Here is a 13,639-nt window from a genome sequence, read left to right as displayed (position 1 = left end):
TCTACTGTGAAGAGGCCTGTTCCAGATCTGTCAGCACCTCTGCAAGCATAGCATCCGATGCAACTGCACCGGCATAATCCTGCTGCACTCCCGCCATAAACTGCTGTACGTCATCATGGGATGCAACCTCTTCTGCTTCCTGTAGGATCTCATCCTCCGCCCCTTCGGAGAGGATCTGCCACTTTCCCTTCTCTTTTCTCAGATACAGTGTTTCCATCCCCGGCACCTCTGTATAAATGTCTTTTATCTTCATAGTATATTTCACAAAGGCAATATAGCAATCCTCATATCTTGCCTTTTTCAGATAAATTGTAAGATTGTTATACCCTTCTGCGAAGCCGTTTTCACTTGTCTTTTGTTCATAATAATCATGGACGGCCTGTTCGATTGCTGTATCCGTATTTTCTTTCAGTGGATTTTCTTCGATCAGCTCCCAGCCTTTGTTTTCTTTCTTCTGAATGTCTTCCTGCAGCTCTGCTGCCGTATCCTTTGTCTCCTGGCTTTTCGCTTTCTCTTTGGTAAGATTGAATCCCGCTGCAGCCAGCACTAACAATATCAGACATCCCGCTGCAATCTTAAGGAGCCTGCCCTTTTTTGCTGTACTGCCGCTGCTTTTCAGTCTTCCCTTCATTTCTACCTCCACTTCTTATTCTGTATGCAGTCTGGCACTAAAAATAATACTCGCTATTTTTTTGAAAGTCAATCTTGTAATTTTGTTCCATTTGTGCTATTATACTATTTGTCTCTGTAGCTCAGTGGATAGAGCACTGCCCTCCGGAGGCAGGTGCGCCAGTTCGACTCTGGTCAGAGACGTAAAGAGCAGTCAGTTTATACCGACTGCTCTTTTTTAATTTGCCAGGAACTCTTTGTTCTTCTTATTCTTTTTCCGGCAGCATGAGTTTCTCCTTCTCCCGGCAATAAAAATAGACCCTGTCAGACAGCACATCCTCTCTGTCAAGCTGCGTCTGATTCATCTCTCTGACGATCAGATCCAGTTCTTCCCAGGAGGGCGCCATACTGACCGGCAGAATGATCACTTCATGGATACTGCTTGGCATTATATAAAAGTCTTTGCCCAGATATTCCCCGATACGCTTCAGACAGGAAGGATAGAGTATGGCTGCTGCGCCAAAATTCCGGCTGCTGTTTGTCAGGATATGGACATCCTCTTCGCCCTGCTCCCATTCTTCCGGGCCTTCCTCCCCTGCCATTTCATATATAACAGTCTGCATAGGCGCAAATTCAGCCGGAAGAAGTCTTGGTGTATTTTGACATGCCTCCCGGTAAACGTCTTCCTTTTTCACATTCCACAGGCGAAGGTGCTCTTCCCCCACAGGCATGAAAGCCGTTTTATCTTCACCATCCAGATCCAGCATTACAAAAAAGATAACAGCCAGATCCAAAAAGGGAACATAGGGGATTCCTCTAAGGTAGTCCTGGTTTTTTCGACAGTTCACTACCCGGTAAATAATCCTCGACCTGACATTTTCATATTCTGTCAGAAATCCTCCCTCCCATCTGTGCGTCACTTTCACATGCTGGTACAGTTCTTTAATCTGACACCCGATTTCTTCCAGAGTATATCCTCTTTGATATCTCTCGAAATATCCCTCCAAATATATCGTCGGAGAAATATTAAGCCCTGGCTCACGGATCACAATACCCTTGCGCTCTCTCCCGTTATTTTTGATCACTGTACGGATACAGATATCCCACTCTTCCGGCAAAGCCTCCCGAAGCCTTTTTTCCAACAGTTCCACGAATTTTTCATATGACATAAAGCTCCTTTCTCCATCAGATGCTTTTGTCTTTTTGCAGATCCCAGGCAGATAGATATTATGGTAACTTACATTATAAAAAAGCCCCGCACAAAATGCAAGGCTTTTTCTTTTCTTATTAAAATTCAGATGAATCTGTCTCTGTATACACTTCTCATTATACTCTGGACAAATATTCTCCTGTACGTGTGTCGATCTTCAGAACATCGTCCTGATTTACAAACAGCGGAACCATGATCTGTGCTCCAGTTTCTACGATAGCCGGCTTTGTAGCACCTGTTGCTGTATCTCCCTTCACACCAGGTTCTGTCTCTGTAACTCGCAGCTCTACAGTGATAGGCGGTTCAATAGCAAACACATTTCCCTGATGAGAAATCACTTTTACCGTCTCGTTCTCTTTTACGAATTTCAGAGAATCTCCGACCACATCCGCATTTACTGCCAGCTGGTCATATGTCTCCATATCCATAAAGTTATACAGATCACCGTCTGTATACAAGTACTGCATATCTTTTCTGTCAATATGAGCTGTCTCAAATTTTTCTGTCGGACGGAATGTCTTTTCTACCACGCCGCCGTTTATGATATTTTTTAATTTTGTGCGCACGAAAGCAGCGCCTTTACCAGGTTTTACATGCTGGAAATCCAGGATCTGATAAATATTCCCTTCAATTTCTACAGTCAAACCATTTTTGAAATCACCTGCTGAAACCATTATAATCCTCCTTAAATCGTGCCTTCCCCCGGCACATGGCATTCTTATTCACTTTTACCATTTTATAATAGTTTACTGCTTTTTTCAACCTTTTTTTCCTTTTCCAGGCTTTTCTTATAAAAATGCAGTACAATATTTTCCAGATAGCGCTTCAGAACAATCTGGATTTCTTCCTTAGGATGAATAGGACGTACCAGGATACTGGGAATGCCCGTGCGTTTGGCGCCCCACACATCCGTAAAGAGCTGGTCGCCTATAAACACCGTATCCGACACATCTGTCCCCATAATCTCCATAGCTTTCTTATAATTCTTTGTGGACGGCTTGTGGGCATTATATACATAATCCACCTGAATGGGTTCATTAAAAGTCCTTACCCTTTTTTCCTGATTATTGGAAATCAGACAACAGGAAAACCCGATTTCTTTCAGACGTTTAAAAAGCCGGATGGCCCGTTCATCCGCCGGGGCGCCATGAGGTACAAGTGTATTATCAATATCGAATATCAATCCCCTTATTCCATTTTTATATAATTTTTCAAAGTCTATCACATATGTGGACGCCACATACCGGTCCGGGAAAAATTTTTCAAACATTATTCTTCTTCCATTTCTGTTAATTTCTGGATCATTTCCTCGCATACCTGCAAAACACTTTTTCCGTCTGTATTGACAACAATATCTGCCGCTGCTTCATATTTTTCACGGCGCTGCTCCATCAATTCGGAAATTCCAGCCACATTCTTTCTTCCGTTCAAAACCGGACGGTCGTTGCTGTCCTTTACCCGCTCATAGATTGTCTCCGGGCTCGCTGTCAGAAGAACCACCCTTCCGTTTTTCTTCATCTCTTTTACGTTTCTTTCTCTTAAGGCCGCTCCCCCTCCACAGGAAACTACGGTATTCTTCCTGCTCTGCATCTCCACCAGAAGCTCTGTCTCCAGTTCCCGGAAATACTCTTCTCCATATGTAGCGAAAATATCCGGAATGCTCATTTCCTCTCTCTCTGAAATCACCTGATCCATCTCCACAATATTCATGGCGAACATTGTGCTCAAGTAATCGGAAACTGTTGTTTTGCCTGCTCCCATAAATCCAATCAATATAATATTGTAATCGAACAGTTTTCGAGCCTGTATCCTTTTACTGTTGCGGTTGATCCGACGGAACACATCGTAAATTTCTTCTTTATATTTGTTATCATCCAGTTTTTCTTTCAGTCTTGCTTTCTGCTTTTCCTCCTGCTGCGGCTGAAGAATCGGCATGCCGTATTTCTCTTTATATGCCATAATCTTCTCCACAATGGAATTTCTCTCCACAAGAGCGTCAATGATTTTATCATCACAAAGCGCCAGCTGTTCACGATACATCTCTAAATCATTCATTACACCTTTTCTCCTTTTCCGTTCAAGTCTCTGATCTACTGCTTAGGCCCATGGCTGAATCGTTACTTATTATAACAAAACACTTTTTATTTTTCAATCCATAGACAGATTCTATCATCAAAGGCATAAACATGAATTTGTTTTTGTTTTAACAATATTTTATAATATGATCAAACAAAGGTTTATAAAACGGAGGTAAACGTAAATGAAGAACAACTTCAAACATATCTTTAGTCCTCTTAAAGTAAGAGGAATGGTCATGCCAAACCGTGTTGCAATGATGCCTATGGGAAGCGACTTCGCAGGACATACCGGAGAGCTCACCGACGAACACATCAAATACTATGAACTTAGAGCCCGCGGCGGCACAGGACTTATCATTGTAGAAAATGTATGTGTAAAATATCCGGAAGGATCCAATGGAACTACACAGCTTCGTATTGATAAAGACTGCTATATCCCCCGTCTTTTCAATCTCACAGAAGCCTGTCACAGATATGGCGCCTGCATAGGCGTGCAGCTGAACCATGCAGGAGCATCCGCTATGTCTTCCAGAATAGGTATGCAGCCTGTCTCCGCTTCCACCCTTCCTTCCAAACCAGGCGGAGAGCTCCCCCGCCCTCTTACCAGGGAAGAGTTGGAAAGCATTGCCAAAGATTACGGCACTGCTGCCAGGCGCGCAGTAAACGCAGGATTTGACATGGTAGAGATCCATGCGGGACATTCTTATCTCATCAGCCAGTTTTTATCTCCTACTATGAATGACCGCACGGATGAATTTGGCGGATGCGCCGAGAACCGAGCCCGCTTCTGCCGTATGGTTATTGACGAGGTGCGAAAGGCTGTCGGTCCTATGATTCCTATTTCTCTTCGTCTCAGCGTGGACGAGCTTGTAGAAGGCGGAAACACAGTAGATGATTGTCTGGAATATCTGGAATTTTTAAATGATGAGGTTGATATTTTCGATACCTCCTCCGCTTTAAACCCATCCATCCAGTACCAGATCGACGCAAACTATCTGGAGGACGGCTGGCGTTCCTATATGGCGAAAGCAGTGCGGGACAAATTCCACAAACCGACTATCGCTATCGGAAATATCCGGAATCCGCAGGTTGCAGAAGACATCCTGGCACGGGGAGATTCTGACATCATCGGCATCGGCCGCGGACTCATCGCTGATCCTGACTGGTGCAACAAGGCAAGATACGGCGATGTAGAGGATATCCGCAAATGTATCTCCTGCAACATCGGCTGTGTAGGAAACCGTATCGGCGGAAACAAACCACTGCGCTGCACCATCAATCCGGATCTTATCAATGGAGAAGCCTACAAAAAACAGCAGGTAAGGAAACCTTGCAACGTAGTTGTAGTAGGAGCCGGAACAGCCGGACTTGAGGCAGCATGTACAGCAGCGGAAGTGGGCTGCAGCGTTACTTTACTTGAAAAACAGGATCATATCGGAGGCCTGTCCGTAGAAATTTCCAAAATCCCTGCAAAGAAAAGACTGGCCGACTTCCCGACCTATCTGAAACACCGGGCGGAAAAACTGAAAAACCTTACAATTAAAACCGGCGTAGACACAACGGTAGATATGATCAAATCCTATCATCCGGATCTTGTCGTGAACGCAACCGGATCTGTTCCTCTTCTGCCTCCGATCGACGGGCTTCATGAAAACCTCAGCAAGGAAGGCTCCGGCGTATACGGAATCAAGGATCTGATGGGAAATGTAGAAGCATTTGACAAAGATATGACCGGAAAGACTGTCATCGTCATCGGCGGGGGTGCAGTAGGACTGGATGTTGTAGAATTTTTCGCTCCCCGCGGAGCAAAGACAACCATCATTGAAATGCTTCCAACAATCGGAAACGGACTGGACGCTTCTTCTACTTCCAGCATGAAAGAATGCATGGAAAAACATCAGGTAACACAGCTTGTCAACACTGCTCTTCAGAAAGTAAATCCTCACTCCTTCATTGTGAAAAGAGATGGAAAGGAGGAGGAACTTCCCTTTGATTATGGTTTTGTATGCCTCGGCATGAAAGCTTATGCGCCTCTGTGGGATGAGATTGTAGAAGGATTCGACGGAGAAGACACCGAGATCCTCAACATCGGAGACTCTGTCCGTGCAAGACGCATCATCGACGGTACCGACGCCGGCCGCCACATGGTACTTGCCACATTAGACAGACTGCACTACCTGTAAGATTTGCATTTTTCATTCATCTGTATTACAATAGATCCATAATATTTTGACAGCGCTGCCTTGTCTGTAGGGCAGCGCTGCCATTATAGAAAAAGATATGAAAGAAAGGACCTTATCCCATGCCCAAAACATTAAATGAAGTTACAAAAGACGTCCAGCAGGTTCTCGCCTTAAACGATGACGGGAAAAGCATCAGCGAAATTTCTTCTCTGCTCGAACTGGACGAAACCTATATTTACAATATCCTGATTTCCAGACAGAGCTATGGCGAAGATCCGCAGACAGTTGCCAGAATGGTTATCATGGAAAATCCTATGTGAACTTAGGGAACAGATCTTCAAGCCTTCTGTAAATCTCCTGATAAAGTCTGAAATATTCCATATATCTTTTGTGATGAGCAGTACAGTACGTATCTGCTTTTTTTCTTTTTATCATTTGACTGACTGCTTCAGGGCAAAAAGAAGCAGGGACAATATCTTTTTCAGATACTATCCCCGCTTCTATCCTTCTTTCAGCGCTTGACGCTGTCTTTTACCTTCTTTTCCTCTTCTGCTGATTCAGCACTATTTATCTTCCAGCACTTTCACGGTAAATTCCTCTACTTTTATGCTTCCAATGTCGCCTTCGTCTCTCTTACGGACTGACACTGCTTTCTCTTCTACCTCTTTCTCACCAACAATCAGCATGTATGGAACTTTTTCCATCTGAGCGCTGCGGATCTTGTATCCCAGCTTCTCATTTCTGTCATCAGTCTCTACGCGGATTCCCGCTGCTTTCAAAGAATCAGAAACTTCTTTTGCATAGTCTGCAAATTTCTCTGATACCGGAAGGATTTTCACCTGTACAGGCGCAAGCCAGGTCGGGAATTTCCCTGCATAATGTTCGATCAGGATACCGATGAAACGCTCAATGGATCCAAAGGCTACTCTGTGGATCATGATCGGACGGTGTTTCTCCCCGTCTGCTCCTGTATACTCCAGTTCAAATCTCTGTGGCATCTGGAAGTCGAGCTGAATTGTTCCGCACTGCCATGTCCTTCCGATAGAATCTTCCAGATGGAAGTCGATCTTCGGTCCATAGAACGCACCGTCTCCTTCATTTACCACATAATCAAGACCAAGATCTTCCAGTGCTCCACGGAGAGCATCTGTTGCCATCTCCCAGTCTGCGTCGCTTCCCATACTGTCTTCCGGTCTTGTAGAAAGCTCTACATGATATTTAAATCCGAATTTGGAATATACCTCATCAATCAGTCTTGCAACGCCTTTGATCTCGTCCTGGATTTGATCTTCTGTCATGAAAATATGGGCATCGTCCTGTGTGAAGCAGCGCACACGCATCAGGCCGTGAAGCTGTCCGGATTTTTCATGACGGTGAACCAATCCCAGCTCACCAACCCGCATCGGGAGATCTTTATAAGAACGCGGCTCTACTTTATATACCAGCATTCCGCCCGGGCAGTTCATTGGTTTTACTGCATAATCTTCCTCGTCAATGACTGTGGTATACATGTTGTCTTTGTAGTGATCCCAGTGTCCTGAATTTTCCCACAGATGACGGCTTAAAATGATAGGAGTGGAAATCTCCACATATCCTTCTCTTGTATGGAGTTCTCTCCAGTAATCGATCAGAAGGTTTTTAAGAACCATTCCTTTCGGAAGGAAGAATGGAAATCCCGGTCCCTCCTCCATGATGGCAAACAGTCCAAGCTCTTTTCCAAGCTTTCTGTGGTCTCTCTTTTTTGCCTCTTCCATACGTTTCAGGTATTCGTCCAGCTCCGCTGCTTTCGGGAAGGATGTACCGTAAATTCTTGTCAGCATCTGATTGTGCTCATCACCATGCCAGTATGCTCCTGCCACACTCTGGAGCTTAAATGCTTTCACAACACTTGTGTTGGAAACATGAGGTCCTGCACACAGGTCTACGAATTCTCCCTGTCTGTAGAGGCTGATCTCTTCTCCTTCCGGCAGCTCTTCTATCAGTTCCACCTTATAAGGTTCATTTCTCTCCTCCATCAGTTTGAGAGCTTCTTCTCTGCTGACGCTGCTTCTCTCAAGAGGAAGGGCTTCCTTTACAATCTTTCTCATTTCCTTTTCTACATCTGCCAGATTTTCAGATGTAAACGGAAAACTAAATTCAAAATCATAGTAAAATCCGTCCTTGATGGCCGGCCCGATAGCACATTTCGTATCAGGATAGAGCCGTTTTACCGCCTGTGCCAGAATATGGGATGTAGTGTGACGAAACGCCTCCTGCCCAATCTCATCCGTAAATGCCATTTCCTGAACAGATCCGTCTTTCATGCTTACTTTCATATCTTTTCTCCTTTCTTTTTCAAAACCCTGCATTGAAGAACAAAGAGTTCCGCAAGAGGAACTCTCGCGCCGAGCGCGGTCGCTTTAACGGCAACTTCCACTTCGCGCGAGTGCGCATCCCGCGGAGCGTTTTATTCGATAGGGAACGGAGTTCCTATTGAATAAAAAAGCACCCCTGCCCGACAGCTTATGCTGCCTGTTGCAAGGGTGCGGTCTTTCGCACGGTTCCACCTTCATTTTTCACTTTGGTCTAAAAAACCTGTCCCCTTAACGCGGAGTTACGATGCTGCATACTGAAAGCTTCTGCTTCGTTGGGCAGCACAGCTCTGGAATGGTTTTCTGTCATCTTCTGCTATAAGAGGCTTCCACCAACTGCCCCTCTCTCTGGATAGCTCACATGCATACTCTTTTCCGTCTCTGCTTTTATCTTTTTAATTTTCACTGACTGACCAGCTATTTTTTATTATAACCATCTACATAGAAAAGTCAATCTTTTTCGCTTTTTCCATACAAAATCGAATGCCTTTTTCCTTCAAAGCCGAAGGAACACAACGACAAAACGCCTCTTATTCCTTATCGCGCCTTTTATGTACTGCATCAGACATTCCCACAATTTCCTGATAACGAAAACAGGATTCCTGATGATCATTGATCATTCCGCAGGCCTGCAGATGAGAGTAAACTGTAATGGAGCCCATGTATTTCATCCCCCTTTTCTTCAGGTCAGCGCTCACCCTGTCAGATAATCCGTTTCTTGCAGGTATCTTGCCATCTTTATGTCCGGTGTAGAGATAGGTCTTTCCATCCGTAAAATGCCAGATATAGGCGCTGAAAGATCCCCATTCTTCTCTGATCTTCTGAAAACAGCGGGCATTATGTATAACAGCCTCAATTTTTCTTCTGGAGCGGATCATTCCTTCCGTGTTCATAATCCGCTCGATATCCTTTTCTTCATATTCTGCTACTTTTTCAAAATCAAATCCCTCAAAACATTTCCGGAAGATTTCCCTCTTCTGTATCATCATGTTCCAGTTGAGGCCGCACTGCATGACTTCCATCATCAGAAATTCAAACTGTTTTTGATCATCATGAAGCGGGACTCCCCACTCTTCATCATGATAACGGATCATTTTATCATTACATGTACACCATGGGCATCGGTTCATTCAGCATCCCCCTCTCAGGTCCGGTCTATAGCCGCCTGTACATCTTCCTTAAAATTACTCCAGGCATCTTCATTTTCCACAAAATACTTTGGACAGATCTTTCCTGTCACATCATAATGGCGTATGACATCCTCTGCGTCCAGCTGAAACTTCATACACAGCCAGGCACACAGCTGCACCAGAGAGTTGTAGGTTTCATCTGTAAACTCTCCTGTCTCATCCGGATGACAGCATTCAATGGAGACCGTATCTATATTTCTGGAATTAGAAGCATAGGCCACTTCCCATGTCGGAACGCACTGTACAACCTCCCCATCCAATCCTACAATAAAATTACTGCTGGCCTGAGTCTCATGGCTGTCTTTTAATCCCTCAAAATAATCCCTGTTTTCCATTGCTGTAGAACCGGGATTGGCTGTATAATGCACTACAATTCCTGTAATCCTATTTGTCTCTGCCCCCGGCCGGGAATATGGATTTACTGTCAGCAGCTCCACATCTATATCCGGCTTGCTGGCGTCGATCTCATCGCTTTGAAACTCTATGTACCCTCTGCCAAGCCATTCCGGTTTCAGAACTCTTATCCCGATCAAAGCGACCAGAAGGACAGCCAGGAAGATCATTCCTCTCTTCCAGTATTTTTTCATCTGCCTTTGATGCTGTGCTTTTGTCTTTCTCCTTTTTATATTTCTCGTTGTATTCATCTTCTCTTTCCCACACTTTTGCCATACTGTATATTTATTCTATCATATGCTGCGAAAAGAAATCTGAAGACTTACTTATCTTTTCCTGAAATTTTAAGAAACAACAGAAAAGCAATATCTTGTTTCTGTCTCATAAATTTCTCCTGCTGAAACAACAGGACTTGCAAACTGCTCTTTATTTACTGCATCCGGGAAATACTGTGTCTCAAAACACACTGCGCTTCTTCTTCCATATGTATGACCGTTTTTCCCGTGGTCATCTTCCAGAAAATTCGCTGTATACACCTGCATTCCCGGAAGATCCGTATAAACTTCCATTTTGATCCCGCTTTGCCTTGAAAGGAGCTCTGCCGCTTTCCTAAGCCCGCTTCCATTCAGTACCCAGTTATGATCATATCCGCCTCCCAACTTTAACGCCTCATAGCTGCTGTCTATCTCCTCTCCGAGTAACTTTCCTGCCCGGAAGTCCATAGGAGTTCCTGCTACCGGGATAATCTCTCCTGTCGGAATGGAAGCTTTATCTGCCGGAGTATAGGTATCAGCATTTATCCACGCTTCCTGCTCCAACACCGTCCCTGTTCCCTCTCCATCCAGATTGAAATAACTGTGATTCGTCAGATTCAAAATGGTATCTGCTGCGGGTAGTGCATGATAATGAATATTTACTCCGTTGTCCTCTGTCAGAGTGTACGTCACTTCGATATCCACGGCTCCCGGATACCCCTGATCCATATCCGGACTGTGAAGCAGGAAGATCACATGGCTGTCATCTGCCTCTTTCACCTGCCATATCCGCTTATTATAAAAATCCATTCCACTATGGAGGTTATTGTCATGATCGTTTTTTTCCAGCCGATATGTTTTTCCGTTCAAAGTGAAGCAGGCCCCTCCAATACGATTGGCGCTTCTTCCCACTATAGCCCCGAAAAATTTGTCTCCATTTTCATATCCTTGCGGATTGTCATATCCCAATACCACATCCCGTTTTTCTCCGTTTTTATCCGGCACAAATACATTGACCAAAACCGCGCCGTAATCACTGACCCGGATTTCCATACCGTTTTTGTTCTTCAGAGTAAAAAGGGATATCTCCCGTCCGTCTGATAATTTTCCAAATATCTCTTTCATAGTTTCTTTCTCCTCTCATACACCGACACTTCTATCAATTATTATAGCGAAAAAGAAAAGAAGGAACAATGCAAATTTCTCTGCCCTTGCTCCTTCTTATATATTTCTATTGATACGCCGTTTCCGCTAAACTCTCTTTACTCGTCTACACTGTAGTTCGGCGCTTCCTTTGTGATATGAATATCATGAGGATGGCTTTCTTTCAAAGATGCAGCGGAAATCTTAATAAATCTTGCATTCTTCTTCAGATCTTCAATAGTCGGAGTTCCGCAGTATCCCATACCGGAACGCAGACCGCCCATAAGCTGGAACACTGTATCTTCCACTGTTCCCTTATATGCCACACGGCCTTCCACGCCCTCCGGCACAAGCTTTTTCGCATCAGACTGGAAGTAGCGGTCTTTGCTTCCGTTTTCCATAGCAGCAATGGAACCCATACCTCTGTACACTTTGTATTTTCTTCCCTGGAACAATTCGAATGTTCCCGGGCTTTCGTCACATCCCGCAAAAATGCTTCCCATCATACATACATTGGCTCCTGCCGCAATAGCCTTTGTCATATCTCCGGAATACTTGATTCCACCATCTGCAATAATCGGAATACCGTATTTGTCCGCCACTTCATAGCAGTCCATTACCGCTGTAATCTGCGGTACACCAATTCCTGCAACAACACGGGTTGTACAGATAGATCCCGGTCCGATTCCCACCTTCACAGCATCCACTCCGGCTTTGATCAAAGCCTCTGTGGCCTCTCCGGTCGCTACATTTCCTGCGATCACCTGAAGATCCGGGAACTTTGATTTCACCATATCAACCGTACGCAGAACGTTTGCAGAGTGTCCGTGAGCGGAGTCCATAACGATCACATCCACCTTTGCATTTACCAGCTCCTGGGCTCTCTCCAGACAGTTTGCCGTAATACCGATCGCTGCGCCGCACAGAAGGCGTCCCTGCCCGTCCTTTGCAGACAGCGGATATTTAATCTGTTTCTCAATGTCCTTAATGGTAATCAGACCTTTTAAATTAAAGTTTTCATCAACGATAGGAAGTTTTTCTTTTCTTGCCTTAGCCAGGATCTTTTTCGCCTCTTCCAGGGTAATTCCCTCCGGTGCTGTGATCAGGCCTTCTGCAGTCATGGATTCTTTGATCTTCTTTGTAAAATCCTCCTCGAATTTCAGATCACGGTTGGTAATGATACCTACCAGCTTTTTCCCTTCCGTGATCGGCACACCGGAAATACGGAACTTAGCCATCAGCTCATTTGCATCTGCCAGTGTATTTTCAGGAGAAAGATAAAACGGGTCTGTGATAACGCCATTCTCTGAACGTTTTACCTTGTCCACTTCTTCTGCCTGCTGCTCAATGGACATATTTTTATGGATGACACCGATCCCTCCCTGTCTTGCCATAGCAATCGCCATACGGTGTTCTGTTACAGTGTCCATCCCTGCACTCATCATAGGAATATTCAGTCTGATCTTCTTTGTCAGATCAGTCGATAAGTCTACCTGATTTGGAATCACCTCTGAATAACCCGGTACCAATAGTACGTCATCAAATGTAATTCCTTCTCCAATAATTTTTCCCATCGTTGAAATCCTCTCTTTCTTCATCCATCTTATGTTTATGTGCTATCATACATAATACTGTGGTTCTTTGTCAACAGGTTTCCACATATTCTTTTTCATTATTTTCGAATCACTTTCCTGGGGGCCAGAAGGTAAACTCCTTCTATCAGCTCCTCTTTCGGCTCAAAAAGAACTTTTGTGATCTCTCCTGAACGACTGATCACAAGTATATATCTATTCCGGGACTCCGGATTTCCGCTGCTGTAATCATAGAACTTAGACTCTCTGAAATCCTTCAGTTGGAAAGCATTTTCCGGCGCCAGAATCTCCATATCTTTTACATTTGCAGAAAACATGTGTTTTCTCTTTTCTTTGTGCATGATCTTATCAATATCGAGATCACCATTGATATAGATATATTCATATTCCACATCCAATTTTCTGAACAGAAACACATCCACAACGATCATAATAACCGGAAGGAGCATAAGAAGCGGAAATAAAAAAGCGGCAAAAAATGAAATTACCGTCAGGGCAATCAGCACTGTCTTTTTCATAATGTCCTTCCCGTCTGTACGTTTCTTTATCAGCTGTTCTGTATAAAAATCACTCATTGTTTTTTCCTCCGCTTTGTATTGATATGTACCTTCTCTTTGTAAGGGAATCTATCTCTTA

Annotated in this window: 13 protein-coding genes, 1 tRNA gene and 1 other annotated feature; of the genes, 3 read left to right on the top strand and 11 right to left on the bottom strand. The window is 44.2% G+C overall.

Annotation, left to right across the window (positions count from 1 at the left end):
- Position 1: 1 nt before the first annotated feature.
- Positions 2-631: a hypothetical protein gene (locus EUBC25_RS12060; RefSeq protein ID WP_230105728.1), complete on the bottom strand. Its 630-nt coding sequence runs from the start codon at positions 629-631 to the stop codon at positions 2-4.
- 110 nt (positions 632-741) lie between these two features.
- Between EUBC25_RS12060 and EUBC25_RS12055 the strand changes: the two genes are divergently transcribed.
- Positions 742-813: transfer RNA gene (locus EUBC25_RS12055), tRNA-Arg, on the top strand.
- Positions 814-875: 62 nt separating this feature from the next.
- Here EUBC25_RS12055 and EUBC25_RS12050 read toward each other — a convergent pair.
- From EUBC25_RS12050 to EUBC25_RS12035, 4 genes are all read right to left on the bottom strand, one after another.
- Entirely contained in the window at positions 876-1,778 is a 903-nt protein-coding gene (locus tag EUBC25_RS12050) for a DUF5688 family protein (protein WP_230105727.1), read from the bottom strand.
- A 157-nt stretch (positions 1,779-1,935) separates the two neighbouring features.
- Entirely contained in the window at positions 1,936-2,493 is a 558-nt protein-coding gene (gene efp / locus EUBC25_RS12045) for an elongation factor P (RefSeq protein WP_230105726.1), read from the bottom strand.
- A gap of 62 nt (positions 2,494-2,555) precedes the next feature.
- Complete coding sequence (locus tag EUBC25_RS12040; RefSeq protein ID WP_230105725.1) at positions 2,556-3,089, bottom strand: YqeG family HAD IIIA-type phosphatase; 534 nt, start codon at positions 3,087-3,089, stop codon at positions 2,556-2,558.
- Positions 3,089-3,874 carry a shikimate kinase gene (locus EUBC25_RS12035; RefSeq protein WP_230105724.1) on the bottom strand — a complete coding sequence of 262 codons (786 nt, stop codon included), beginning with the start codon at positions 3,872-3,874 and terminating at the stop codon, positions 3,089-3,091. The genes EUBC25_RS12040 and EUBC25_RS12035 overlap by 1 nt, the downstream gene beginning before the upstream one ends.
- Before the next feature lie 205 nt (positions 3,875-4,079).
- Between EUBC25_RS12035 and EUBC25_RS12030 the strand changes: the two genes are divergently transcribed.
- Both EUBC25_RS12030 and EUBC25_RS12025 read left to right on the top strand, forming a co-directional pair.
- Complete coding sequence (locus tag EUBC25_RS12030) at positions 4,080-6,080, top strand: NAD(P)/FAD-dependent oxidoreductase (RefSeq protein WP_230105723.1); 2,001 nt, start codon at positions 4,080-4,082, stop codon at positions 6,078-6,080.
- A 119-nt stretch (positions 6,081-6,199) separates the two neighbouring features.
- Entirely contained in the window at positions 6,200-6,400 is a 201-nt protein-coding gene (locus EUBC25_RS12025) for a hypothetical protein (protein WP_230105722.1), read from the top strand.
- Positions 6,401-6,643: 243 nt separating this feature from the next.
- Here EUBC25_RS12025 and thrS read toward each other — a convergent pair whose 3' ends face one another.
- The 6 genes from thrS to EUBC25_RS11995 all read right to left on the bottom strand — a co-directional run bounded on the left by thrS (position 6,644) and on the right by EUBC25_RS11995 (position 13,578).
- Positions 6,644-8,395 (bottom strand): threonine--tRNA ligase, encoded by a 1,752-nt coding sequence (gene thrS, locus EUBC25_RS12020; protein WP_304999993.1) that lies wholly within the window; start codon positions 8,393-8,395, stop codon positions 6,644-6,646.
- A gap of 200 nt (positions 8,396-8,595) precedes the next feature.
- Positions 8,596-8,822 (bottom strand) — a binding site (T-box leader).
- Positions 8,823-8,961: 139 nt separating this feature from the next.
- Complete coding sequence (locus EUBC25_RS12015) at positions 8,962-9,561, bottom strand: DNA-3-methyladenine glycosylase I (RefSeq protein WP_230105720.1); 600 nt, start codon at positions 9,559-9,561, stop codon at positions 8,962-8,964.
- A gap of 14 nt (positions 9,562-9,575) precedes the next feature.
- Positions 9,576-10,265 carry a peptidoglycan recognition protein family protein gene (locus tag EUBC25_RS12010; protein ID WP_230105719.1) on the bottom strand — a complete coding sequence of 230 codons (690 nt, stop codon included), beginning with the start codon at positions 10,263-10,265 and terminating at the stop codon, positions 9,576-9,578.
- Positions 10,266-10,358: 93 nt separating this feature from the next.
- Complete coding sequence (locus EUBC25_RS12005; protein ID WP_230105718.1) at positions 10,359-11,393, bottom strand: aldose epimerase family protein; 1,035 nt, start codon at positions 11,391-11,393, stop codon at positions 10,359-10,361.
- A gap of 137 nt (positions 11,394-11,530) precedes the next feature.
- Positions 11,531-12,985 (bottom strand): IMP dehydrogenase, encoded by a 1,455-nt coding sequence (gene guaB / locus EUBC25_RS12000; protein ID WP_230105717.1) that lies wholly within the window; start codon positions 12,983-12,985, stop codon positions 11,531-11,533.
- 98 nt (positions 12,986-13,083) lie between these two features.
- On the bottom strand, positions 13,084-13,578 hold the full coding sequence (locus tag EUBC25_RS11995; protein ID WP_230105716.1) for a DUF6106 family protein: 495 nt from the start codon (positions 13,576-13,578) through the stop codon (positions 13,084-13,086).
- Positions 13,579-13,639 lie beyond the last annotated feature (61 nt).

Source organism: Claveliimonas bilis, assembly GCF_020892095.1.
In the GTDB taxonomy this organism is placed as follows: Bacteria; Bacillota; Clostridia; order Lachnospirales; family Lachnospiraceae; genus Claveliimonas; species Claveliimonas bilis.
Note: the sequence above shows the minus strand (reverse complement) of the source record. Positions and strands in the feature narration are given on the sequence as shown.

Bases quoted from the DNA above. Each gene is read 5' to 3' on its own strand.
- EUBC25_RS12060 (WP_230105728.1), bottom strand. From the start codon at position 631: ATGAAGGGAAGACTGAAAAGCAGCGGCAGTACAGCAAAAAAGGGCAGG.
- EUBC25_RS12050 (WP_230105727.1), bottom strand. From the start codon at position 1,778: ATGTCATATGAAAAATTCGTGGAACTGTTGGAAAAAAGGCTTCGGGAG.
- efp (WP_230105726.1), bottom strand. From the start codon at position 2,493: ATGGTTTCAGCAGGTGATTTCAAAAATGGTTTGACTGTAGAAATTGAA.
- EUBC25_RS12040 (WP_230105725.1), bottom strand. From the start codon at position 3,089: ATGTTTGAAAAATTTTTCCCGGACCGGTATGTGGCGTCCACATATGTG.
- EUBC25_RS12035 (WP_230105724.1), bottom strand. From the start codon at position 3,874: ATGAATGATTTAGAGATGTATCGTGAACAGCTGGCGCTTTGTGATGAT.
- EUBC25_RS12030 (WP_230105723.1), top strand. From the start codon at position 4,080: ATGAAGAACAACTTCAAACATATCTTTAGTCCTCTTAAAGTAAGAGGA.
- EUBC25_RS12025 (WP_230105722.1), top strand. From the start codon at position 6,200: ATGCCCAAAACATTAAATGAAGTTACAAAAGACGTCCAGCAGGTTCTC.
- thrS (WP_304999993.1), bottom strand. From the start codon at position 8,395: ATGAAAGTAAGCATGAAAGACGGATCTGTTCAGGAAATGGCATTTACG.
- EUBC25_RS12015 (WP_230105720.1), bottom strand. From the start codon at position 9,561: ATGAACCGATGCCCATGGTGTACATGTAATGATAAAATGATCCGTTAT.
- EUBC25_RS12010 (WP_230105719.1), bottom strand. From the start codon at position 10,265: ATGAATACAACGAGAAATATAAAAAGGAGAAAGACAAAAGCACAGCAT.
- EUBC25_RS12005 (WP_230105718.1), bottom strand. From the start codon at position 11,393: ATGAAAGAGATATTTGGAAAATTATCAGACGGACGGGAGATATCCCTT.
- guaB (WP_230105717.1), bottom strand. From the start codon at position 12,985: ATGGGAAAAATTATTGGAGAAGGAATTACATTTGATGACGTACTATTG.
- EUBC25_RS11995 (WP_230105716.1), bottom strand. From the start codon at position 13,578: ATGAGTGATTTTTATACAGAACAGCTGATAAAGAAACGTACAGACGGG.